Consider the following 23966-nt stretch of genomic DNA (forward strand, 5'->3'; position numbering starts at 1 on the left):
CGCTCCCCCACATCGTGCAATCGCGTACTCAGTGCAGTAGCACGACTGCTCATAAGACAGTAGTGGCAGCACTTCAGCTGGATAAGCACATCAAAGTACTGGCATAGCAGCAACGTACCGGCACAGAAGCACGGCAACAAGCAAAACGAAGGACGACACGATGGAATACACAGAACTAGCCGACTATCCCCTCCCCACCGGACAGCTATCCACCTGGCAATTTACCGACGACGCTAACCAGTGGAGCGAGGACGAACGCAGCCTTTCCATCAACCACGAGGATCACCTCCGTGAAGTTCTCCGCGCTGAAAAGACTAACGCCGAGCAGGGACTTCCCTCCGTGTCGGAGGACTGGATCGGTGGAGTATTCGTTATCCACCAGCCACTACGTACCGACGCTTTCCGTGAGGCACTCACGACGTGGTTTAGCCGTCATGAGGCATACCGGACGACAGCCGTCGCTAATGACCGCGACGAAGCGACCACGAGCTTTACGCGCTACACGCTGAGTTCTTCCGCAGTTGACGTGTCCCGAAACGACTTCGGCGTCTACCACGACGACCAACTCTTGCGCCACGAGATTCACCGGCATTTCGCTCAGAACGTCAATGGGATCGGGTGGCCACACGTCACCGTCGCGACGATTGAGCCTGAAGCGTCTGAAACCGAGGCATCTGAAGCAGCGCAGGCCGACGGCGACCACGAGCACACGCCCCAGGAATTCACCGTCATTTTCGCCGCTGACCACGCCGTGATGGACGCCTACACGCAGCTGTTCGCCATCGCCGAGCTCCGAGAACTCTACGCGGCAGCCGTCGATAAGCGGGAACCAGCACTGCCACCAGCAGGTTCTTATGTGGACTTTTGTGCGGGAGAGCGCGCCGTCACGGAATCGGCGTCCGCTCGTGAGCGTGCGGTGGAGGAATGGAAGGAGTTCCTCACTGGTGCTGATGGGCATCTCGCACCGCCGGTGTTCCCGCTGCCTATTCGGTCGGGCGCGGAGTCGGGGTCGGCCACGCCGGCGGACCAGCACCGGGCGCAGCACAGCCTCTCCCAGTGGTTGCTCAATGAGAAAGACATCTCGGAGCTGGGTAAGCGGGCCAAAGCCAATGGTGGCTCGACCAAGTCGGCGCTTCTGACTGCCCTGAAGTTGGCGCTCACGGAGCTTTCGCCGGTGTCGTCGGCGCGGTATATCATGCCGATGCACACTCGCCACGAACCTAAGTACATGCTGTCTGCCGGGTGGTTTGTTGGGCTCATGCCCGTCGACGATCCGCTCAACGGGGCATCGAGCTTCACCGAGGCGTTCTTGGACACGGTTCAGGCGACGAAGCGGCACCGTGATCTCTCCGTCTACCCCTATGCTGCCGTGAGCGACGCATTGCACATCAATGAGCCTCCGCGGTTCGTGATCTCGTACGTCGATACGCGGTTTGTTCCGGGTGCCGACACCTGGGGCGACCACGATCGCGTCCTCCGCAGCTCTGTGATGAGCGACGACGATGTCTACATTTGGCTCAACCGCACTGGTGAGGGACTCAACGTTTCGATGCGCTACCCCAATAACGCTCAGGCGGAAGAATCGATCGCTGCGTTCCTGTCACGATTCGCCGCCATCATTCATAGCGTCGTGACGACGGGGGATTACGCGGCTGCTGTGCCCGTCCGCGCTTAGTCTGTCGGCGCTCAGGCAGTCGCGCTTACTCGGTTCGCGCTTAGTCTGCCTGCGTTGAAGCGGTACCGGTTAACCGGCGGGTGAGATCGTCAACGCACTCGTCGAGTATTGCCTCTGCCTGGGGCGTTCCGGGATATTTCGCCCGGAGTGATAGTCCTTTGTCATTTCTGGTGAACCACAGCTGCACTGTTGCTGTAGGGGCGAGCGATGAAAAATACACAGCTCCGGGGATTGCTGCCGACCGGCCGGGCCCGGTGCGAAAATCGCTGTATGACACCATGAACGGCTGCGGGGTCGGCATCACGGGGCGGAATGTCTCCATAATGATGTCCAGTGGTACGGTCACGGCGTTGATACCGTCGCGCAGCCATTGGCGAACAACGTCGCTGTTGCCTGGCTCGGCGATGACCGGCCCGTTGCTGACCATCCACCCCACGGTCCCGTGGTAGGGGCTCGACGACCGCCCGCGTGTGTGGATCGGGACCACGCATGGCAGGGACTCCGCCCCCACCACGGTGTGCACGGAGCTGGCAAGAGTTGCCATGACCTCGGCGAACGTCCCCGTTGCAATCGGCCCGGTCATGTCCGCTGCGGGTACAAGAAGTTCGGTGCGGTGATGAGGAGTCACCGACTCTGTCGCTCCTAATTCGGCAGGGAACGCCGGCACGATTCCCTCGGTGTGATCGAAGAAACGCTTCCATACCGCGAGCGCACGCTGCAGTTCATCGTTGTTACTACTGTCATGCCAGCGGGCGGACGCTTCCTTTTCTTTTCGCACCACATCAATAAACGACGGGGCCCCGGCGGGATCAGGAGCTGGGGAGTTTTCTTCGTTCCCGTCAGCGGTCCCGGCGTCTTCTTCGGCGGGGTTGTTATTAGCGTTTCCAAGCTTCTCTGCCGATGAGGCCACAAGATCCCCCAATCGTCGGAGAATGATGTGGATGCTCGCCATATCCGCATGAAAATGGTCAGTTGCTACCACGAGGCGACGACCACACCGGGCGAAAAAGAGCCCTGGTTTGTGCCCTGGAACGCACGCGGCGTCGATCCTCGCCTCTACCTCTTGACGAATAATTGAAGAGTCTGCACGAGAATCAGTGAGGAATGCTTCGGTCGAGATAGATAGCTGATCATTCGACCACATTCTCTGACTACCTTCGCTTTCCGACGGATCGGAGGGGACTAGCCGCAATGCGTCATAATCACCGATAAGCGTGCGGATTGCGTCCGCAATAGTGTCTACGTTCTTCTCTATGCCAGCGAGAACACTAATGGGGAGGATAAAAGATCCTGCAACCCACGATGGACGGCCACTCGCCCTCACGCTCTCCAGATGGTTACGTTGGTTAAGCGTCAGTGGAAAGGTTTCCGAACCGGGAATTCCATCCCAGTCCAGAATATACTGAGTACACGGACCTGAAAGGGCAATATCATCGAGGTAGCACACATCCACGTCACCGACGGTACCAGGACGTTTCCCCAAAAACCCCGCGATAATTACTAACTAACACCGGACCCCACCATTCACCACGACGCCCCCAAGGAAAGGTAATGTCCACCCACCCCAGTCAGAGATCCACTCGCCAGAATATTTTGTTCGTTTTGTCTGGTAGCCGGGGCGATATCCAACCCGCCATTAGTCTCGGCCTGGAACTCCAGGACCGTGGTCACACTGTCACGTTCCTGTGCACGCCTAGCCTGACCACTTTTGCACGCACTGCCGGAATTCAGTCAGTGTTCCCTGTGGGGATCAATATCGGCGAGATGACCGATCGTGCACGATCAACATTGGCGGGTAAAAACCCCATCGCTATTGCAAGATTAGCTGCACACTTTCTTAAGCATTCCGTTGATGATCTGCATCAGGATCTCATCAACTATCACTTTTCTCACGACAACGCCCAGGGCTCGTCGGATATGGACCATCCCAGGCTCACACAACCAACCCTGTTAATTGTGAACCCAATGTGCCAAAGGCAAGGGACATCGCTGGCTGAGAAATGGAATATTCCCCTCGTTGTTCTGCGGTATGCTCCAATTTCTCATAACAGCTATTCGGGCTGGCCACATAAATTAACCCGTCGTGCGCCAAAATGGATAAAGAAGAATTCATGGCATATTCAGGAATGGTTTGACTTCCTTTTGTACGGGCATTGGGAGAATGCATTCCGACGCCGCCTTGGGCTCACTTCTCGATTCCACCCATTCACGCGCTATTTACGCGACCACTCGGTGCCTCAACTGCAGCTTTGTGACCCGAAAGTCGTCCCGGACATCGCCGCAGAGTGGGATGGCACCAACAAAATTTTCGTCGGCTACCTTGATCTTCCGGCCTCGGCGCGGCGTCGACTTAATGAACCGGATACCCTCCCCGCCGATCTTGACCACTGGCTTTCCAGTGGTAGCGCCCCACTTTTCGTGAGCTTCGGATCAATGCCGGTATCAAATCCCGCCCGCCTTGTGGACACCATTGTCTCCGCTGCGCGACGCCGAAACCTCCGCGTACTCTTCAGCGGATTCGACGGTTTCACGAATGTGCCCGACGACGAATTACGAGCAACACCTACCGTCGGCAATCAAAATCATGCCGAAACTAACGTTGTGTACTTCACCGGAGCGGTCAATCAGACTGCTGTCCTGCCCCGATGCTGCGCGGCGGTTCATCACGGTGGAGCCGGCACGACTGCAGCAAGTCTGCGGTCCGGAAACCCGACCATGATTTATGCCTTCGGCTTCGAGCAACCCTTCTGGGCATCATGCATCGAAAACCTGGGCGTCGGGGTCGGGTCGTCACTGTCACATTTGACCGCTGAGCACTTCGGGGACGACCTCGACCACGCACTGTCGTCGCCGGTTCGAGAAACTGCACACGCATTCGCCGCCAAGATGACATCGCCTGACCAGGCATTATCGACGGCGATCCGCCTCATTGAAAAACAGGCTGACTAATTCGAAGCAGCTTCCGTGAGGTCGTTACTGTCGGTCTGAAACAGCGTTCTGAACCGCGTCGCGGAAGGCGTGGAAGAACGTCTGCAATGACTCAGCAGCAACGGGATTGTCCGGAGCCTGACTTCCGACGAGCAATCCATCCGGATTACGGAAAACCCACAAGCTGGCGTTCTTCGTCTTCCCGGTACCCGTGAGCAAGCGAATATTCGAACCCTGTGGCTCCGTGAACCAGCTGAGATCCATGTAGGTAACCAATTGCGGACTATCGAAAATGCTCGCGTCCACTGCCCCAGCAGCTAACAACGGCATGATTGACGCATGGACAGGTTCATACAGGACCTCGCGCATTTTCTGCTGCGCCTGGGCGACGGTGGGCAAAATGTCGTCCAAAGTTTCACCCGTGATATCAAATGTCAGCGGGTTGAAGTTGCAGAACCAGCCCTGGGAGGTCGCATATTTCTTTCCTCGCGTGCTGTTCACCACGATGGTTGAATACCGACTTGTTTTCGCTGCCTTATGCTCCGCCAGCGCCAATAAAGCGAACACGACGGTACTAAAGCTAACTCCCTTTTTGTGAGCTAATGAACGTAAAACTTTCACGTCATTAGCGTCGGCAAGGGTGAAATCTGCTTGGGTTTCTTTAACAGGCTGGGGCTCATTGTTTTCGATTCCGGTGGGCAAGGGGAATCGTGGGGCACCGCCCGTGGCCTGGACGAACTCCTGCATGAGCTTGACCCCTGGCGAATCAGGGGTGACCGCGGCAGCTCGTTGATATTCTTCGCGGGTATATTCCACAAAGCTTGGGTGAGTATCTTCCACTAAACCGGGCGCCGGAGTACCGGTGTACCTCGCCATTAATTCAAGAATGCCCACGCACAAAGACAATCCATCACCGAAAGCATGGTCTACTGCATAAAAAACCTCACAGTACTTACCCTTATCGACAGCACCGATAACGAAACCGGGAAAGTGATCGAATACCGCGTGTGTTGGTAGATAATCATTCAAAATGTCGTTCGCGGTTGTTGCGTCAGCGCCATCAGGTGCCTCTGCAAGGACGCGGGGGACAAGATCGATGGCAGATGCGGGGACCGTTTTCCGCTCTACTGACGCGCCACCGAATTCAGGCTGCCCACCACTAGCTTTGGCTGCGGCGCCGTCCGGGGCATCACCATTCGCGCCCTGGATGCCTGCGGTATCTGTATTGACGACGAAGGTACTCCGCAAACCTTCATGCGAGCACACAAAGTTGTTCACTGCCGCGGTCATTGCGTCCGTGTTCAGCGGTCCGGGAAGGGTGGCCACTGCACAGGTGTAGGCGCGATGGGTATTGCCCACCTGTCGTTGAGTGAGGACTCCTCGGATGTGGTCCTTCTGCAAAAACGATGGTGGCGTGGGATCCGTCGGTGTGTGCGCGGGGGCCTCAGCCATCTGATCGGACGGTTCCCATACCGTCAGCGCACCGTCGATAACCCACTCGCTACTTTCGATTGCTTTCATACTTTGTCAGCTCTCCTTTGGGTTTAGGTCTACCCAAATTGTTCTATATTTCCCGATCGAGCGCTACGGGGTTGCCATAGAAGCGGTCATAGCCGGTGGCTACAGGCCGGTATCCACAATTTCGCTCGGGTCGTTAATCTCACTCGGGTCACTGTGCCCGGTATCCCGCAAACGGTCGTCCCGGACGAAGATTGCAGCAATAACGACCGCAATCATTAAGGGAACAAACGTTCCCAAGACAGGAATTAAGGCATCGTGATAGGCCTGAGCGATGATGCTATGAACAGGCTCGTGCAGCTGTTTCATTGACTCCGGAGTCAGCGATGCGAATGACACACCAGTGCCGGTGTCGGCAAAACGTGTGCTGGCACGGGAGGCGAAAAAGGCTCCGACGACAGACATTCCCAAGGTGCCCGCTAAATCCCTGAATAAACTATTCGACGCTGTTGCCGTGCCCATCACTTTCGTCGCAAAAGAGTTTTGAACTACTAAAACAGAAAGTTGGGTACCAAGACCGAAACCGACTCCCAGGACACATAAGACAGCGATGAGGACATAGACGCCAGAGCCGGTATGAAGCGCACTTAACGCGAGAAATCCTGCGACACAGAACGCGCCACTCGTGACCAATAAAGCCCGATACTTCTCGGTCTTGCTGACCATAAATCCCGAAATAAGAGAAAAGGCGAACATCAACGCCGTCATCGGAAGAAGAACGAAACCAGCGGTAACAGCGTCAATTCCTTCAACAATCTGTATATAAGCCGGCATATAGGTTGTGACGCCGAATGTTCCCAGAGCGAGCAGCATGCCGATAAGTGTGGCGAGGAAAAAGTTTCGGTTGGTGAGAATATACGGGGGAAGGACAGGATCACCCGCATGCTTTTCTACCCACATACATGCGACGACGCACACCGCTACACCAACCATGCAAAGCAGAACTTTAGGTTGCCCCCAGCCACCATGACCGGCCCAGGCCGTGCACAGGACGAGGAACGTAGACACGGCACCAATAAGAACCATTCCGGCAACGTCAATACGTGATGACTGTTTTTCCGGCTCTGGTTCTCGCAAGAACTTGAGACACAATAAGAGGGATACGATTCCGAAGGGAATGTTGACGCCGAAGGTCCAGCGCCAATTCCAATATTCGGTGATTAATCCGCCCAAGACGGGACCGGCGACGGTAGAAATCACGAATACACTACCAATGAAACCCATGTATTTCCCGCGCTCTCGGCGAGGAACGGCGGCGGCTAAGAGAGCTTGGGAGAGAACAACGAGGCCCCCGCCACCCATGCCTTGAATAAAGCGGGTGATAACTAGTGCCGGCATCGAGTTAACGAACGTCCCATATACGCATGAAATGATAAAAACGATCAGTGCAAAAAGAAATAGTTTCTTTAGTCCATATCGGTCACCCAGTTTGCCGTACATGGGGAGAAAAATCGTCGATGCCAGCATATATGAGGTGGAGATCCAGAGAATATGGTCACCGCCGTGCAGACTTCCAACGATCGTTGGGAGCGCAACACTCAACATCGTCTGATTCACCGAAAACATAAACATTGCTAGGGACAAACCGACGACAATGAGCACTACGCTGCTCGAACGCTGACTCTGCTGAACCATAAAACCTCATATTGTGAGATGAACACGACGACATTGATAGAAAGATCGCAAAAACCGTGAATGGATTCACGCCGTTACAGGAGTGACCGCGAATGGTTGACGACTAGGCGGTAACTAAAGATCTTGCAGGGGACGCCAATCGAATCCATCAACAGAGCTTTTAATATTTTCGTTGGCCCTAGCGAGCTTAGTTTGTGAAAAATCAGCAACAAGCGGCTTGTCAGGAAGCGGAGGCCATTGACGAGCCAGAGGGAGGGTGACATGGACATTCTCCATAAATTCAGCTATTGAATTTGCACGAGAAACTGCGGAATTTGAATTCCAGCCTGCCTTGACCTCGTCCATCTCGGAGATATCAAATCCAAGTTCGCGACTCACTTGATCGATCAATTCCTCCAACTTCGCCACGTTCAAGTCGTATATATGCTTACGTCTGGCCAACTCTTGGTCTCGGAGGTTGTAATACTCCTGCAATTTTCTCTCTTGCCGCTTTTTTAAACGCCAATGCACGAAGAGACATACCGCCACTGCAAGAATTAGACAGAGTATTACAGTAACTTTACTCGCTGTCTCTACTCCGGATTCCTCACCTGAAGAAACTCCTCCCCCGACATAAACAGTTAGAGAAACTAGAAAGACATCGGCAGTAATAAGGATGAAAAAGCTTATGAGAAATAAAGTAAAGTATAAAACCGCTGTTAGCACTGTTTTTGCAGTGCTCTTATCACCTTGATGAGGAGGCGCCGGGAGAGGACGTTCCTCGTTATCGCGATAGATCGGTTTACCCTTAAGCAGGAGATCTTGTTCCGCTTGAGTGAGCCGATTAACAGCGGTGGCGAAAGCAATACTTACTTCCCGCTGCCAATACTCGTTGAGTGCAGCTATAAAGCGAATACGCTTCTCAGCTTCGGGCCGATATGTATATTCGTAAAGGTTTCCCTCTGGTGTACTCCCCACCCAGATCGAATAATCTCTGTGCCCTTGGTTATCCCCGCCCTTTTCTATTGTCGCTATGAGCTGTGCACTTCGCTGATCGGCAAGCCTCTGCCCACGGTCGATTTGATCCTGAATATGGTGTAGCTCTTCTATCGACTCATTATGGTGCCTCTGGGCTTGTGCGAGCCTCGCTCCCAGGAGCATCACGCCAGCCCATGCTGCCCGCGCCGTACTCCTCGTTGAAGAAGCAATGCTGTCAACATTTGCCGAGATCGTCCGGGTTCCATCTCCGTATGGCATGATGTCCTCTCAAGCTGATTCACAACTTAGTGGATGCAAGTTTAGCTTGGATCCTTAATCTTCTAAATACTTCAGAGGCCCGCGGTTTACACATGTTAAGCCATCGCAAGACGGTTTGTCTCTTCGGCTTGTTTTCTTCGCAGATAATCCACATTGCCGACGACGGTCCAACGAGCTTTCGGAAAAGTTCGGCAAAACGAAGCGCCATGCAGCCATTACCCTCCCCTGCAGATACGTGTTGCGACGCCCCCGGTCTCAAGAAACACAGCGCACACAGCAGAGAAGCGCATATGCGTAAACCCCCAACGGTACATACCGTTGGGGGCTACATAATGCGGTGGCGGAGGGATTTGAACCCTCGGTACGGGGTTACCGCACACGGCATTTCGAGTGCCGCACCTTCGGCCGCTCGGACACGCCACCGCGAACTAGGTTAGCCTAGGACTCCAAGCAGCCAAAATCACGCCCGTTTTCCCTGCTCAAACAGGAAACCAACGTCGTTACGCAATAACGGCAATCCTGCACTAATAATTACTTGTCGAGAGAATCGAGGCCCTTCTTGACCCCTTCTTTCGCCTTGTCAGCCTTGTCGCCCAACTTGCTGTCGGCAACGTCGTTAGCCTTGTCCTCAACCTTGTCGCGGTTGTCGGAAATAGCGTCCTTGGCCTTGTCCTTCAGGTTGTCAAGATCCATCGTTAAACCTCATTTCGTAGTAGATAAAACCTGTGATACCGACCGTAGCGATATTCGCGTTTCAATGCATCCTTTTCATGCGTTTTAGGCAAATTTTTTGGAACGTTCCCTAATAAGGCGGTCCACACCACGGCTGCACCACCATCCAGCCACTCACTCCGACACCACTCACTTCCGACGCCGGGCAAAAAACTCCTCCACAAGCCCCTGACATTCTCGATCCAGCACACCGCCCCTGACGTCGACAGGCGGAAAGGGCCACGCCGGATCACGCACAACGTCAATCACTGAACCGCACGCCCCCGTTTTCGGCTCATACGCACCGAAAATAATGCCCCCGATGCGGGAGGTCACCGCAGCACCCGCACACATCACGCACGGCTCTAAAGTCACCACGAGAGTGTGGTTTTCCAGGCGCCAACCGTCGCCAACCTTGCGAGCAGCCCTTCGCAGGGCAGTAACCTCCGCGTGGGCCGTCGGATCCCCCGTGGATTCACGCTCATTACATCCCTCCCCAACAACACGGCCCGACGCGTCAACCACCACAGCACCCACCGGCACATCACCCACCGGCGTGCGTTTCGCCACGTCCAATGCCATTCGCATCCAGCGTTCCGCCTGCTGCTCGGGAACAGGCCGCGGCAGCCCAACACCAATCACGTCGGCACCCTAATAATCGAGCTGCGCTACGTCGGCAAGCTCCTCATCCGCATTGATTTCCTCCGCAATCCGGAGAAGCTGCTCCGATGCCCACAACTCATCGTCGTCGCAAATCACAGCCAACACGTCACTGGGAACGCCGAGGTCCTCGAGAATCTCCAAATCCCCTTCCGGCCACGGTTCCGCATCGGCCCGCTCATCAGGATCCATATCGGGGACGTCAACGTCCAGCTCATCCAATACTTCCGCGGCGTAATCGTCCACAACCGCAGCGGTGGCGTCGGAAAGTAAAAGCTGTGTCCCCCGAGGCGTAGGACGGATGAGGACAAACCAGTCATCATCCACGCACACCATGCCAAAACTAGGCCCTTCGGAGCGCAAATCGCGCACAGCCCGCGTGGCCACATCAAGGTCCCACGTGGCGCGTTCAGGGAGGATCCGGCCCATCCACTGCCCATCTTGACTTGTCAGTGCAACGGCAAAAGTTGGAGTCTGGCCGTCGTCGTTCACACCCGCATTCATATAGATAACCGTAGTCGGACTGTGCCACACTTGTCAGAATGAGCACCTCCACACCCTCCGGCTTCTATCCCGACCCAGCCACAACCCCCGGCAAGCACCACATTCTTCACGAGGACCGCCCCGTGTGCATCCTCGGCCTGGGGCTCATTGGCGGCTCAATCATGCGCGACCTACAGGCCCGGGGGCGGCGAGTGTTCGGGTGGGATCGCACACAGTCCACAGTGACAAAAATTATCGACGACGGTTTCGACGCGTCGAATGATTACGCTGCTGTCCTCGAACGAGCCGAGAATGAGGGCGCTCTTGTGGTGATTGCCACGCCAATGAGCGCTGTGGGGACCATGCTCGACCGTATCGCGGAACACGCGCCGGCCTGCGGAATTACCGACGTTGTAAGTGTGAAACAGGCTGTCATACGGGAGGTTCGCGCGCGCGGAATGCATGATCGCTTCGTGGGCGGGCACCCTATGTCCGGCACAAGCCACAACGGGTGGGATGCGTCTCAGACCGGGCTATTTACGGGCGCGCCGTGGGTTGTCACTTTCGACAATGCCCCCGCGGATGACAGCGACGGTGGCCGGTGGTTGCGCGAATGGATGAGCGTGGTGAACCTCGCTTACGACGTCGGTGCCGACGTTATCCCGGCGCGTGCACAATCTCACGACGCGGCCGTTGCTCGGATTTCTCATGTGCCGCACGTGTTGGCTGACGCTCTAGCAGTGGCTGGCGACAATGGGGGCGCACTGGCATTGTCTCTAGCTGCAGGCTCTTTCCGCGATGGAACTCGCGTGGCCGGTTCTGATCCCGGACTGACCGAAGCCATGTGCGAGAACAATGTAGAGGAAGTTCTCCGCGCCATTGAGGAAGTCCAAACCATGCTGGACGAAGCCCGCGAGAGTTTGAGGGCGACGCCACCCACCGTCGCGGAACTTGCCGACGCTGGGCACCGGTCACGCATTCGGTACGAAGCGCGCACCGGGAAGCGTCCGGTTTTGCGGCTGCACCCCGGTGATGCTGGTTGGGTGGACCAGCTTAAACAGGCTGAGAACCTCGGCGCGCGGATCGAAGTGTTCTAGGCGCTACGCCTTCCACGACGAGGACAAAGGCCGCCCTTCCGCGTACCCAGCTGCCGATTGAATCCCGACGATCGCCTGCTCACGGAAGGTCTCGATCGTATCCGCCCCCGCGTACGTAAACGCTGAGCGCACACCGGAAACAATGTGGTCAACCTGGTCTTCTACGCCTGGACGCTCCGGGTCAATGTACATGCGGGCCTGCGAAATGCCCTCTTCAAACATTGACCGGCGCGCGCGCTCAAACTCCTCCGTATGCAGGTTGCGGTGCTCCACCGCCCGGTGGGACGCCATGCCGAACGACTCTTTATACGCACGGCCATCATTTTCTTTGATCAAGTCACCCGGCGACTCCAAGGTTCCAGCAAACCATGATCCGATCATGACGTTGGATGCGCCGGCTGCCAGGGCCAGGGCGACATCGCGCGGGTGCCGGACTCCCCCGTCGGCCCACACGTGAACACCGACCTCACGGGCTTTATCCGCACATTCTTTCACGGCAGAAAACTGCGGACGGCCTACACCGGTCTGCATGCGCGTTGTACACATCGCGCCAGGGCCCACCCCGACTTTAATAATGTCGGCACCGGCAGCGGCGAGATCCTCGACGCCGTCTGCGGTCACAATGTTTCCGGCGACAATGGGAACACCCAAATCCAGGGCTTTTACCTTGCGTAAAACGTCGATCATGTGCTGCTGATGACCATGTGCGGTGTCAACAACGATGACATCGGCACCGGCCTCAACCAGTGCGGTCGCCCGGCCCGTCGCGTCTCCATTGATGCCAATTGCTGCACCTACGCGAAGTTTATTGTCGTTATCTACGGCAGGTTTGTACAGCGTGGCGCGCAATGCTGCCTTGCGCGTCATGATCCCCTTCAGTTCGCCATCCGCGCTGACCACCGGGGCGAGTTTTCGCGAAGCCTCGGACAGGCACGCGAAGGCCTCCTGCGGGGTGGTGTCGTCGCTAAGAGTAACTAATGATGTACTCATGAGGCGGCCAACTTGGGTGAAATTATCGACGCCACGCAGGTCTTTTTCGGTCACCAGACCGATGGGTTTTCCATTATCGACGACGATGGCTGCGCCGTGGGCGCGTTTGGGCAGAAGGTGGCGCGTGTAACCCGCGGTGTGGTGCGGTTTCACCGTGATCGGTGTGTCAAAGAAGAGGTCGGAGGACTTCACACTGGCGATGGTGTGGGCGACGATATCGGCCGGCACATCCTGGGGAATGATGGCCAATCCGCCGCGCCGGGCGATTGTCTCCGCCATACGCCTCCCGGCCACCGCGGTCATGTTCGCGACGACGAGAGGGATCGTCGTTCCCGTCCCGTCGTTGGTGTGTAGATCCACTTTTTGACGGGATCCCACGGAGGACCGTGACGGAACCATGAAGACGTCGTCATAGGTGAGGTCGTACTGCGGGACCATACCGTTTAAGAAACGCATGGAGCCTATCGTACGGGGCGCACCCGACGTGTCAGTAAAATACCGCGGGTACGCTTCCCCAGGAAGACCTTGGAAGAAAGAACGTCATCGTGGAACAGAATGATTCCTCCGCCTATGTGACCCCGGAACTACGCGGCGACCACCAGAATGGTTCGCGCGGTAGTTCGGCCGATGGCTCGCACGGTGGTTCGAGCAACGTGGCAGTGCAGCGAGCAGCATCAACTCGAGAATTCACTCTTCGGACTGTCATTCTCGGTGGCTTAATTACGCTGGTTTTTACCGCGGCAAATGTGTACCTCGGACTCAAAGTTGGGCTAACTTTTGCCACATCAATTCCCGCCGCCGTTATTTCAATGGCGATTCTGAGGAATTTTAAAGACCACACCATTGCAGAAAACAATATTGTTCAAACTATTGCTTCTGCGGCGGGGACATTATCTGCCATTATTTTCGTCCTCCCCGGCTTGGTCATGATCGGTTGGTGGTCAGGTTTTCCGTATTGGGAGACGGCCGCGTTGTGTGCAATCGGCGGCATTTTGGGCGTCATGTACTCCATCCCGCTACGACGAGCCCTCGTCACTCACTCTGACCTCCCCTACCCCGAAGGCGTTGCGGCAGCGGAAGTGTTGAAGGTGGGCGATACCCATGCCCAAGATTCTGTTAACGACCTAAGTTCAATTAACGACGGTGACCAATCGTCGTTGGTCTCATCTACCGAGGTCACAGAGCCGACGACGTCATCCGCGGTGGACGAAAACCGCATGGGTCTACGAATGATCATCCTCGGAGGTTTAGCGTCGGGCGGCTATGCGTTGCTCGCTGCGCTGAAGACGGTGGCGTCAGAGATTTCAGCAGCGTTCCGTATTGGCTCGGGCGGAACGATGATCGGTGGATCGTTGTCACTCGCGCTCATCGGCGTGGGCCATTTAGTCGGGCTTTCCGTCGGATTCGCCATGGTCGTCGGACTCCTTATTTCTTACGGAGTTCTGCTTCCGCTGCGCACAGCTGGTCATATTCCTCCAGGAACTGGCGCGTCGGGGCTCGAAAGCATCGTGTCCGACACGTTTTCTAGCGACGTCCGGTTCATCGGCGCTGGCACCATGGCCGTCGCTGCTGTGTGGACGCTCATTAAAATCACTGGCCCCATCACCAAAGGAATTAAAGATTCCTTAGTGTCGTCGAGGGCTCGTCATTCGGGGAAAACGGTCGATATTACTGAGCAAGACATTCCGTTCCCCGTCGTTGCGGGTGTAACGCTTTTCTCCATGATCCCCATCGGCCTACTGCTGTGGCTATTCGTTAAAGACACGTCCATCGCGCACCACACCGGTGGGCTGATCGCTATCAGTATCATCTACACCCTGCTTGTTGGTCTCGTCGTGGCAAGTATTTGCGGTTATATGGCCGGGTTAATTGGTGCGTCGAATTCACCGATTTCGGGCGTCGGAATAATTGTCGTTATTTCCGCGGCTCTTCTGATTAAAGTGGCGATGGGCGCGGAATCACATTCTCATTCCGACGTATTGATTGCCTATACACTCTTTACCTCAGCCGTCGTTTTCGGCGTGGCGACGATCTCCAATGACAACCTTCAGGATCTGAAAACAGGGCAATTAGTTGGGGCCACGCCGTGGAAACAGCAGGTGGCGCTCGTCGTCGGTGTCCTTTTCGGATCAGCGATTATCCCCCCTGTGCTTCAACTGATGATGTCCGGGTTCGGGTTTGCCGGTGCGCCCGGCGCGGGAGATGACGCACTGGCAGCACCTCAAGCTGCACTACTGTCGTCGGTGGCGCAGGGTATTTTCGGCAACTCGTTGGACTGGTCATTGATCGGTCTGGGAGCGGTTATCGGTGTCGTCGTCGTCATTATTAATGAGATTCTGAGCGCAACGTCGCACGGCAAATACTCGCTGCCTGGCTTAGCTGTGGGAATGGGAATGTATCTGCCCAGCGCTTTAACGGTCATCATTCCGATCGGAGCGCTGATTGGTTACTTCTACAACCGTTGGGCGAAAAAACAACGTAACCCGGAGCTTGCTCGTCGGCTCGGAGTGCTGCTGGCTACAGGATTGATTGTTGGTGAGTCCCTTTTCGGTGTGCTCAATGCCGGGATCATTGCTGCGGCCGGAGATAGTGATGTTTTAGCGATTGCTCCCAAGGAGTGGGAACCAGGAGCAGCTGTCTGTGGCGTTGTTCTCTTTATCGTGTGCATCGGTTGCGCCTACCGCTATTCCCGGATTCTGGCGCGGGCATCGTCCACCCGAGAATCATAAGGCGGAATCACCCTCCATACAGGGGTAAAGCTAATAAACGGTACGACGAGGATAAAGCAGCCGTAACCTACGGTAGAGAAGGTAGAAAAGCACAGCTTATCGCACCTTCCGAAGGCGCGTTACTAATTTTTTCAAAAAATCAATCCGCAACGCCGTAAATATGATCGATTCACCACCTGCTTATGTTTTCAAATCCAGTTGCAGCACATGCAGGGATGACTTAACCTCCGAATCATCCCCTGAACCACAGAGGTAGTTCACAGAACGGGGCACCACCCACCTCACGCAAGATTAAAAACTTGAGGTGAAAAGGCGCTCCGGACCGATGAAAAACCTCCACTCTGGGCTTGTACCTGAAGCTCTCCCGAAAGGACACACGATGGACTTCCTTCTCCAAATCAATGAGATCACACAAGGGCCAATCAAGGATCTCCTCGTGGAGCTCAACAATGTAGGACTACCCGCGCCCGCACCTGCACCTGCTCCCGCCCCGGAACCACCCACATTTAATGTCAACTTCCCCGAGCAGGTCGGCGACTTTGCTCCCCACCTCCAAGTAACAACGGGTGACATCAACATGCCGCTCTCCGGGGATACCGGTGACATCAACATGCCACTATCCGGAAACGTCGGTGACATCAATACTCCGCTATCCGGAGATGACCTGAATATGCCACTCTCCGGCGACTTGTCAGGCAAGATGCCATTGTCTGGCGATCTCTCTGGTGACATGCCACTGTCCAACAACAACTTGCCACTGTCCGGAGATACGGGCGATAACAACCTGCCCCTGAGTGGCAACATCGCTCCGAATATTGGCGGAGACGCTGGCGAATCCAACTAATGGAATTATTCTGACCACGGTCGAGCCGCGAATAACCGGTCTCGCCGTCGGAAAGTGAGTTCAGCCGGGGCTATGTCTACTAAGGTGTAGGGATAGCCCCGGCTCACTTTCTCAACCTCACGTTTTGCGCGGGGATAATTTCCGCTCTTACTGAAGCCGTGCGAATATTTAAAGCCCCTCACCGTACAGCTGCGATGAGGGGCTTGCTGTGCGCCCGAAGGGATTCGAACCCCCAACCTTCTGATCCGTAGTCAGATGCTCTATCCGTTGAGCTACGGGCGCAACAGGGAGATATATTACACAGAGCCAGCCAGACCCCCAAATTCATTCATTTATCAGGAAAAATAGGACGCACTGGCCCGAAAAAACCCACGTTAACCGGCTGCTTCGTCCCCAGCGCTACGGAATTAAAAAGCGCCTACTCCGAGAAAAGCGAAGTAGGCGCTCATTAATGGCGGAGGTGAAAGGATTTGAACCTTCGGACCCTTGCGGGTCAACTCCTTAGCAGGGAGCCCCATTCGGCCGCTCTGGCACACCTCCAGCGAAAGTCGCGGCGCAGACTGTCGAACTCGATCGTTTTCCACTGATTGGGAAACAACACGACTGCCGCGAATTCCGTAGGCGATACTACAGGTACCAACTAGAGAAGACAAACACCGCTAGCTAGGCCGTCGGCACGCGGGACACCCCTGAACAACACGCGCAAGAACCAGCACAGCCACCGACATTCCTTCCACGACCACTACCGTACTGTTACTCCACTTTTGCGCCGCATATTCCCCGGCTTACCATTACAAGAATGATTCGCCCCGACTTAGACCTACTTCCCACATACACTCCAGGAAAAAAGGCTGATGACGCCCTCGTCCTAGCCAGCAATGAAACCTCTGAACCCCCGCTCCCCGCCGCGATCGAAGCGATTACATCCGCCGCCCACACTCTTAACCGCTACCCTCATATGGCGACCTCTCCTCTACATCATGCTATCGCTGATCTACATGGGGTCACCGTTAACGAAGTGGCAGTTGGATGCGGATCCTCTTCACTTCTGCAGCAGCTCATTCTGGCCACATGTAAAGACGGGGACGAAACACTCTTCGCGTGGAGGTCGTTCGAGGCGTACCCCATCCTCAGCAGAATTGGTGGAGCAACTCCTATTCAGGTCCCGCTCGATGCCCATCACCGCCACGATCTCAACGCCATGGCCGATGCCATTACCGACAAAACGTCACTCATTATTTTGTGTAATCCCAATAACCCGACGGGGACGCTTGTTACAGAGGACGAACTAGAAGCTTTCCTTACCCGCGTGCCAGATCGCGTCACGGTGTGTATCGACGAGGCATATTTGGATTACACCGACGAGGACCTCAAACCAGACTCACTGGGCTTAGTGCAGCGTCACCCTAACGTCTGCTTCGCTAGAACTTTCTCTAAATGTTATGGCCTGGCGGGCGCGCGTGTTGGTTACATGATTGGGGCTCCAGAAATCATTAACGCACTTAACCGTACCCAGGTCCCCTTCTCAGTGAGCACACTCGCCCACGATGCCGCCATCGCATGCCTTAATAGCCCTCAGAGTAAAGCCGAGCGAGTCTCTCGCACCATTCCACAGCGCAATCGTTTGCGCGATTTCCTTATCAAGGAATTCATCCACTCCTCTCGGTGGAATCTGACCGAAGCCGACATTCCAGAGTCTCAAGCGAACTTCGTCTGGTTAGCCCTTGGAGACCAATCTGATGCATTCACCGAAGCCTTGGCGGAGGAACATATTCTTGTCCGATGCTTCAGTGGTAACGGAGTGCGGATAACCGTCACGAATGCTGAGGAGACCGGTCAGCTTATTACTGCCCTTCGATCTATCGCATAAGGTCACCACTCAGTACACCCAGCACCCTTTATGCTGACATCACCCAAACACTCCGCAAACCTAACTACAATTACCCCAACATAGGGGTAGGTGTAACGCTACGGAAGAATTGGCACCCAGAATTCAGGCGGCGCACAGTGTCCTCAACATCGAATCCTGTTTGCCCCAGTTCACATGGATTTTTACCCATAAATGTCTACACGGACGGGCCGCACAGTTGCTAACTTTGCTCTCATAAACCGGCACGATTAAGTAAACACGAGATGAAATTCTTCCGCCTGCCCTTTCTTTTACCTTGTCACCCTCGTAAGTTATGGAACGACAAGCGCGATGAGGCTAACCGATGCTTGCCTGTGGCAAAAATCGGTGCTCACTGCCTTATCAGCTAGCGACGACATTTTGTCTACACACTTGGAAGGATTGTTATGTCCGCATTTTCCTACGCCGCAGAAGCAGCTCAGGCCGCTTCCGACTCCGCGTCCTCTGCGTCTGACTCCGCATCGACCGCTGCTTCCACGGCTAGCGAGCATGCTTCAACTGCTTCTGACGCCGCTTCGTCCGCTAGCGAGCATGCCAGCAGCTTTTTCGACGGCTTCAATATCAACACTCTGACCAGCTTGATCGGCTCAGCCACGACCCTGGCTTCTTCAATCATGGGCCTGGTCAAGGGCCTCGCTGGCTAAAAGGCTAAGTTCCCACTTGAGATCCCCACGGGGGTCTCAAGTGCGCTTTTACGCAAAAGCGCACAGCCTGCGGTGGCGAACACGACGTGAACAAACACGACGTGAATAAGGTGTCGCAACCGCTGAGCACAGCAGGACATATCTTCGACGTCGATAAGTTTCCCCTACGTTGTGGGCGCTCCATCGCTCGTCGACAAAGCTCATCACATCTGGAGGAAAAGCATGGGTGCAGATACCAACCCGAACGCATACCAACCACTTGATCCACCGAATGATCCCTACCCGGCATTCCACTGGGTCACGGAAATCGGACCCTATCTCATCGAAGCCGCTAACTCGATGATCGGTTTTGCACTCGGAAGGCTCTAAGAATGAAACTTTTCACGTCAAAAATTTCCCGTATCGCGGCTGGAACTCTGGCGGCAACCGCTGTCGTTGCTGGATCAGCAACCCCAGCCATGGCATCGAGCGCCGACTGGCCCCAGCGTTGGTGGGATCCATCAAACGTCATTGAATCCCCCGTCAACCCTGACCACGCCGAAGGTGCCCTGAATAACGTCTCCTTCACCAACAAGGACGATGGAAGCCACGCTGTCAAGGCCAAGAGCGGTGCTACCGTTCAGGTCAAGGCCGATGGCACCGGGTTTACCGCCGGACAGTACTACACGGTCCGCGCAGGGCTCGTGAAGTCCACCGAGACCAGTAACATCGTGGTCTACACCTGGCAGACATACCGTGCGACCGAGGACGGCAAGATCAACATTGATCTCGGAATCAAGTCGCCCAATAGCACCCAGGCTGGCGAGAAGCTTATCGGTACCGTCAACGTCTACAACGCCAATGACGTCCGCCAGGACGGCCGTCCTCAAAAGGTTGACAGCAAGTGCGCTCTGATGTGCGAGCGCGTGGCACCTCTTGCCTCGCACAGCGACTTCAACGACGCCAACTCAACCATTACCTTCGAGTAACACTCACTCTAAACCCCGGCCATGAGGGCGGGGTTTCACAACGAAAGGTCACACATGCCTACTGGTCAGCAGCCTTTTCCCGGGTACTTTGATGAAGACGCAGCCCGCTACGCTGTCAATATCGTCGAATTCATCCTGGATACCATCGGTAAGTTTGTTTAAAAACAACCCACATTCCAGCTAACCCGAGTGAAAGGGGACTATATGAATTTCGACTACTCCAAGGCGACAGACGCAGCGTCCGCAATGGATGACACTGTTAACTCTGGCTCCAAAGCCTCAGATCTCGGTGGACAGATTGATGCTAACACCATCGCTGGCTGGTTCGGAGACATCTCAGGGCTAGCATCCAACATTGTCAAGCTCGTGGGAGCCCTTATCAAGTAACATCGTCGCGCCGTAGCCACCCACGCCAATCGCTCAGGCAGTGGGACAGCGTTCAACACTGGTAAACGCACATTCCTGCGGGTACCAGGGTTGATCGACTGTGTTACTCGGGCTTTCGCCTTAACGTACTCGGACTACGGTGCAAGACTAGCGTGAGTGCTGCTTTTATCCTTTCCAGCGCTCACCATGCGCCCCTCCCTCCGGTGACGGAAACAATGGCGTTCTCTACCAGAGAATGACGTCGCCGCCGGGAGGGATTTGTGTCTATAAGCACTTCCTTATACTTAATTAAGCGCCTCAGTTGCATAATTAAGCGCCTCAGTGGCAGATACGCAATCGATCTCTCCACTGAGGCGCTTTTGCATTATGTGCGCTCGCTGCCCTGCTTCTCGGCAGTGGCCACACTCATCGCTAACTCATCGCTATCCCACGTGAGCTCTTACAACCGTTTCGCTATCCCCACGGAACGCTTTGGAGTATGGGCACATAGCATCGGCTTTCTCTGCAAGCTCACGTGCTTGATCATCAGAAACACCGAAAAGAGTCACATCTAGCGTGGCGCTAATCTTGAAACCGCCGTCTTTGTCATCCTTTACCAACGAGCACTCAACGGCGACTTCTGGAGCCTTGCTCACATCGACACCACTCTGTTTCGTGATCATCTGGAGTGCACTGTTGAAACAGGCGGCCCACCCCGCTGCGACCAGCTGTTCAGGGTTAGTCCCGTCACCAGACCCTCCCATCTCCTTCGGAGGGCGAACGTCCAAATCAATATGGCCGTCATCGCTAGCTACGTGGCCATCCCGGCCACCACCAGTTGAAGTTACGCGTGCGGTATATAAAGCGTCAGACATACAACTCCTAACATCGTCGTCAGTATGAAACACCACCAACGGTACGCGGAAACCCCGATCTCTTCACCCACGTGAAAGCAAGATCGGGGTTTTTCGCTACAATTGATCACGCTACACAGTAAAACTGGAGGTCCGAATTATGCGGATTATGCCTGCTGAGAGGCAGTAAAACGCTTTTCGACTTCTGCACCCAACCATTCATCAACGTGAGTCCAATAATTAAAAGCCTGCTTAGCGACCTGGTCGGACACGCCAGCCATCGCCCCAACAATGTTGTTCGCCAGACGATCACGGGCGGCATCATCCATGACGTCGCGAACGAGGGCCCCAGCCTGGGAGAAATCATCGTCCTCCGGGTGACGGACATAAGCACCGCGAGTTAAATCGCCGCCATAGTTGTCGTCCCAGAGTCCGAGTTCTTCAGCTGCGCCTAAGCCAGACTCCTGACCGCGCCCAAAACCGTACTTCGACTCACCGGGAGCAATGTCGCTCTGCACCGTACCGGTGCCCTCTGCGTCGGTACCGTCGACGTCCATGTACCCACCGCCACGTTCAAAGCGGTTCGGCGAATACGTCGGCTCAGAAGCCGGCGGGAAGTCGTACACAGCGGCGCCATCTTTGGCGTAGCTATTCACCGGGCACACTGGCTTATTAACCGGAATTTGGTCAGCATTCACACCGAGGCGGTAACGCTTCGCATCGGCGTAAGCGAAGGCCCGGGAGAGCAGCATCTTATCCGGCGACAGTCCGATCCCAGGGACCAGATTCGACGGCTCAAATGCCGCGGATTCAATCTGCGCAAAGAAGTTCTCCGGGTTCCGGTTCAGCGTGAAGTGCCCAACTGGAATCAGCGGATAGTCTTTTTGGCTCCACGTCTTCGTCAAATCGAACGGGTTGACCTTGTAGCCAGCAGCTTCCTCCAGGGGCATGATCTGCACCTTGACGTCCCACGTCGGGTAGTCACCGCGCTCGATTGCCGCGTACAGATCCTCGCGGTGGCTGTCAGCATCTTCGCCGACCAGTTTCGCGGCTTCCTCGTCGGTAAGGAAGTCCCATCCCTGGCGGGTCTTGAAGTGGTACTTGATCCAGAACCGCTCCCCTTTAGCGTTGATCCACTGGTAGGTGTGGGAGCCGAAGCCGTCCATATTGCGGAAGGTCTTCGGGATTCCCCGGTCGCCCATCAAGTAGGTCACCTGGTGTGCGCTCTCTGGGGTGCGCGTCCAGAAGTCCCAGCGCATGTCGGCATCAATCGTGCCGCGCCCCGCGAGACGCTTCTGGGAGCGGATGAAGTCCGGGAATTTGATTCCATCCCGGAAGAAGAAAATCGGGGTGTTATTGCCAACGAGGTCGTAATTGCCCTCATTGGTGTAGAACTTCAAGGCAAAGCCACGAACATCGCGCCAAGCGTCCGGGCTACCTTTCTCTCCGGCGACGGTCGAGAAACGGGCGAGCATGGGCGTGACACGCCCCGGCTGGAACAGATCCGCCTTCGTGTACTGCGATACGTCTTCCGTGATAGTGAGCTCACCGAATGCGCCGGACCCCTTCGCGTGGACAACACGCTCTGGAATCCGCTCACGGTTGAAGTGCGCCAATTTTTCCACCAGCGACACATCGTGTAAGGCGATGGGACCTTCACGCCCTACCGTCACACTGTGTTCCTCAGATGCGTTCGGAGCGCCGTTAACCCGGGTTGAGATGCTCCGCCCATCGGCTTGCGGGGCGCCATGCCCGGTGACGGGACACACTCCGCGTTGTGCAACATCGTCCGAGGTAAAACGCTGATCGTGCGAACTATCGTTCGACATGGATCCTCCTTCTCATGTGGCGGGCTCATGTCGTCGTCATTCAGGGGTGAAGAGCCCACCAGTGGTGTGTTACATGTTTAACTGTACCCTATTAAAGTTCTTTCCGCCTAGAGGTTTTTAAGATTAATATGGGGTGAATCCATAGCCTTCCTACAGACCCCTGGTAGAAGTGACTTTCTCACTCACATTGGTAAGGTGAATACCGTGACAAGACATGACAAGGACGACGCACGCGTCACAGCATTAGCTCTCCGTGCCGGCCAGGGGGATCGGGCCGCGCTCACCGAGTTCATCCGACGTACCCAAAGGGACGTCTGGCGTCTCCTTGCTCACCTTGCAGACACAGACCGCGCCGACGACCTCACCCAAGAGACCTATCTGCGCATCATCTCTGCATTGCCGACGTTTGCGGGCCGCTCGAGCGCCCGCACGTGGCTGCTCTCGGTTGCACGTCGGGTGTGGGTGGATAGCGTCCGGCACGACATGGCTCGTCCGCGCTCCACCGGGACAGAATGGGAAACGGTGGCTGATCAACACACGGCGACGAATACTGCCGCCAGCAGTTCCTGGTCGGACTGGGTCGACGTGCAGCTCCTCATGGAGAATTTAGACCCCGACCGTCGAGAAGCGCTCATCCTGACGCAAGTCTTGGGATACACCTACGACGAAGCAGCGACGATCGTCGGTGTTCGTGTGGGAACAATCAGGTCGCGGGTAGCTCGGGCACGTGCTGACCTGATCGACGCAACATCAAACCACGCAGCGAAAAAGCACCGTCACCTCAGCGCTGTGCAGGAACGCGCACACGGATAAGCCCCAGTCGCACGCAAAAGCTGGTGCAGAACTCCCCAAATCTCCTCACCCGCCCCACACAGGTGGGGCGAGTTCCT

The 23966-nt window shown here is 55.7% G+C and carries 21 protein-coding genes and 3 tRNA genes; 11 read left to right on the top strand and 13 right to left on the bottom strand.

Annotated features, from left to right (window positions below):
- The first annotated feature begins 160 nt into the window (after window positions 1-160).
- Window positions 161-1675 carry a condensation domain-containing protein gene (locus KCQ76_RS10100; RefSeq protein WP_046201920.1) on the top strand — a complete coding sequence of 505 codons (1515 nt, stop codon included), beginning with the start codon at window positions 161-163 and terminating at the stop codon, window positions 1673-1675.
- A 40-nt stretch (window positions 1676-1715) separates the two neighbouring features.
- Here KCQ76_RS10100 and KCQ76_RS10105 read toward each other — a convergent pair whose 3' ends face one another.
- Window positions 1716-3158 (bottom strand): hypothetical protein, encoded by a 1443-nt coding sequence (locus tag KCQ76_RS10105; protein ID WP_146003256.1) that lies wholly within the window; start codon window positions 3156-3158, stop codon window positions 1716-1718.
- A gap of 68 nt (window positions 3159-3226) precedes the next feature.
- Between KCQ76_RS10105 and KCQ76_RS10110 the strand changes: the two genes are divergently transcribed.
- Complete coding sequence (locus KCQ76_RS10110) at window positions 3227-4624, top strand: glycosyltransferase (RefSeq protein ID WP_046201918.1); 1398 nt, start codon at window positions 3227-3229, stop codon at window positions 4622-4624.
- Window positions 4625-4648: 24 nt separating this feature from the next.
- On the opposite strand, the gene KCQ76_RS10115 is transcribed toward KCQ76_RS10110, so the two are convergent.
- The 7 genes from KCQ76_RS10115 to KCQ76_RS10145 all read right to left on the bottom strand — a co-directional run bounded on the left by KCQ76_RS10115 (window position 4649) and on the right by KCQ76_RS10145 (window position 10867).
- Entirely contained in the window at window positions 4649-6124 is a 1476-nt protein-coding gene (locus tag KCQ76_RS10115; protein WP_046201917.1) for a hypothetical protein, read from the bottom strand.
- 99 nt (window positions 6125-6223) lie between these two features.
- The gene (locus KCQ76_RS10120; RefSeq protein ID WP_046201916.1) at window positions 6224-7756 is read right to left on the bottom strand and encodes an MFS transporter; all 1533 of its coding nucleotides are present in this window, start codon (window positions 7754-7756) and stop codon (window positions 6224-6226) included.
- A gap of 114 nt (window positions 7757-7870) precedes the next feature.
- Window positions 7871-8992, bottom strand: a complete 1122-nt coding sequence (locus KCQ76_RS10125) for a hypothetical protein (protein ID WP_146003255.1) — start codon at window positions 8990-8992, stop codon at window positions 7871-7873.
- Window positions 8993-9327: 335 nt separating this feature from the next.
- Window positions 9328-9415, bottom strand: a tRNA-Ser gene (locus KCQ76_RS10130).
- Window positions 9416-9523: 108 nt separating this feature from the next.
- On the bottom strand, window positions 9524-9685 hold the full coding sequence (locus KCQ76_RS10135) for a hypothetical protein (RefSeq protein WP_180962488.1): 162 nt from the start codon (window positions 9683-9685) through the stop codon (window positions 9524-9526).
- 168 nt (window positions 9686-9853) lie between these two features.
- Window positions 9854-10345, bottom strand: coding sequence for a tRNA adenosine(34) deaminase TadA (gene tadA / locus KCQ76_RS10140; protein ID WP_082089987.1), 492 nt, complete (start codon window positions 10343-10345; stop codon window positions 9854-9856).
- Window positions 10346-10354: 9 nt separating this feature from the next.
- Window positions 10355-10867 (bottom strand): tRNA adenosine deaminase-associated protein, encoded by a 513-nt coding sequence (locus KCQ76_RS10145; RefSeq protein WP_046201914.1) that lies wholly within the window; start codon window positions 10865-10867, stop codon window positions 10355-10357.
- A gap of 38 nt (window positions 10868-10905) precedes the next feature.
- Between KCQ76_RS10145 and KCQ76_RS10150 the strand changes: the two genes are divergently transcribed.
- Complete coding sequence (locus KCQ76_RS10150; RefSeq protein WP_241864885.1) at window positions 10906-11943, top strand: prephenate dehydrogenase; 1038 nt, start codon at window positions 10906-10908, stop codon at window positions 11941-11943.
- 3 nt (window positions 11944-11946) lie between these two features.
- On the opposite strand, the gene KCQ76_RS10155 is transcribed toward KCQ76_RS10150, so the two are convergent.
- Complete coding sequence (locus tag KCQ76_RS10155; protein ID WP_046201913.1) at window positions 11947-13389, bottom strand: GuaB1 family IMP dehydrogenase-related protein; 1443 nt, start codon at window positions 13387-13389, stop codon at window positions 11947-11949.
- Between the two features lie 197 nt (window positions 13390-13586).
- Here KCQ76_RS10155 and KCQ76_RS10160 point away from each other — a divergent pair, with 197 nt between their 5' ends.
- Together KCQ76_RS10160 and KCQ76_RS10165 are read left to right on the top strand one after the other, a co-directional pair.
- Window positions 13587-15662, top strand: coding sequence for an OPT family oligopeptide transporter (locus KCQ76_RS10160; RefSeq protein WP_046202106.1), 2076 nt, complete (start codon window positions 13587-13589; stop codon window positions 15660-15662).
- A gap of 325 nt (window positions 15663-15987) precedes the next feature.
- Window positions 15988-16506 (top strand): hypothetical protein, encoded by a 519-nt coding sequence (locus KCQ76_RS10165; RefSeq protein WP_204582403.1) that lies wholly within the window; start codon window positions 15988-15990, stop codon window positions 16504-16506.
- 209 nt (window positions 16507-16715) lie between these two features.
- Here the strand turns inward: KCQ76_RS10165 and KCQ76_RS10170 are convergent.
- Window positions 16716-16788, bottom strand: a tRNA-Arg gene (locus tag KCQ76_RS10170).
- A gap of 170 nt (window positions 16789-16958) precedes the next feature.
- Window positions 16959-17046 (bottom strand) — tRNA-Ser (locus KCQ76_RS10175).
- A gap of 259 nt (window positions 17047-17305) precedes the next feature.
- Between KCQ76_RS10175 and hisC the strand changes: the two genes are divergently transcribed.
- The 5 genes from hisC to KCQ76_RS10200 all read left to right on the top strand — a co-directional run bounded on the left by hisC (window position 17306) and on the right by KCQ76_RS10200 (window position 20414).
- Window positions 17306-18376 (top strand): histidinol-phosphate transaminase, encoded by a 1071-nt coding sequence (gene hisC / locus KCQ76_RS10180; protein ID WP_046201911.1) that lies wholly within the window; start codon window positions 17306-17308, stop codon window positions 18374-18376.
- A 425-nt stretch (window positions 18377-18801) separates the two neighbouring features.
- Complete coding sequence (locus KCQ76_RS10185) at window positions 18802-19059, top strand: hypothetical protein (RefSeq protein ID WP_046201910.1); 258 nt, start codon at window positions 18802-18804, stop codon at window positions 19057-19059.
- A 222-nt stretch (window positions 19060-19281) separates the two neighbouring features.
- Entirely contained in the window at window positions 19282-19428 is a 147-nt protein-coding gene (locus KCQ76_RS10190) for a hypothetical protein (protein WP_156441646.1), read from the top strand.
- Between the two features lie 2 nt (window positions 19429-19430).
- Window positions 19431-20027 (top strand): hypothetical protein, encoded by a 597-nt coding sequence (locus KCQ76_RS10195; protein ID WP_046201909.1) that lies wholly within the window; start codon window positions 19431-19433, stop codon window positions 20025-20027.
- A gap of 204 nt (window positions 20028-20231) precedes the next feature.
- A complete protein-coding gene (locus KCQ76_RS10200; protein WP_046201908.1) occupies window positions 20232-20414 on the top strand; it encodes a hypothetical protein in 183 nt (60 codons plus the stop codon).
- A gap of 422 nt (window positions 20415-20836) precedes the next feature.
- On the opposite strand, the gene KCQ76_RS10205 is transcribed toward KCQ76_RS10200, so the two are convergent.
- The gene (locus KCQ76_RS10205; protein WP_046201907.1) at window positions 20837-21268 is read right to left on the bottom strand and encodes an organic hydroperoxide resistance protein; all 432 of its coding nucleotides are present in this window, start codon (window positions 21266-21268) and stop codon (window positions 20837-20839) included.
- A gap of 146 nt (window positions 21269-21414) precedes the next feature.
- Complete coding sequence (locus tag KCQ76_RS10210) at window positions 21415-23076, bottom strand: catalase (RefSeq protein WP_046201906.1); 1662 nt, start codon at window positions 23074-23076, stop codon at window positions 21415-21417.
- A gap of 204 nt (window positions 23077-23280) precedes the next feature.
- On the opposite strand from KCQ76_RS10210, the gene KCQ76_RS10215 reads away from it, so the two are divergent.
- Window positions 23281-23889 carry an RNA polymerase sigma factor gene (locus KCQ76_RS10215; RefSeq protein WP_046201905.1) on the top strand — a complete coding sequence of 203 codons (609 nt, stop codon included), beginning with the start codon at window positions 23281-23283 and terminating at the stop codon, window positions 23887-23889.
- Window positions 23890-23966 lie beyond the last annotated feature (77 nt).

It is taken from the genome of Corynebacterium parakroppenstedtii (assembly GCF_019754935.1).
GTDB classification, from domain to species: domain Bacteria; phylum Actinomycetota; class Actinomycetes; order Mycobacteriales; family Mycobacteriaceae; genus Corynebacterium; species Corynebacterium parakroppenstedtii.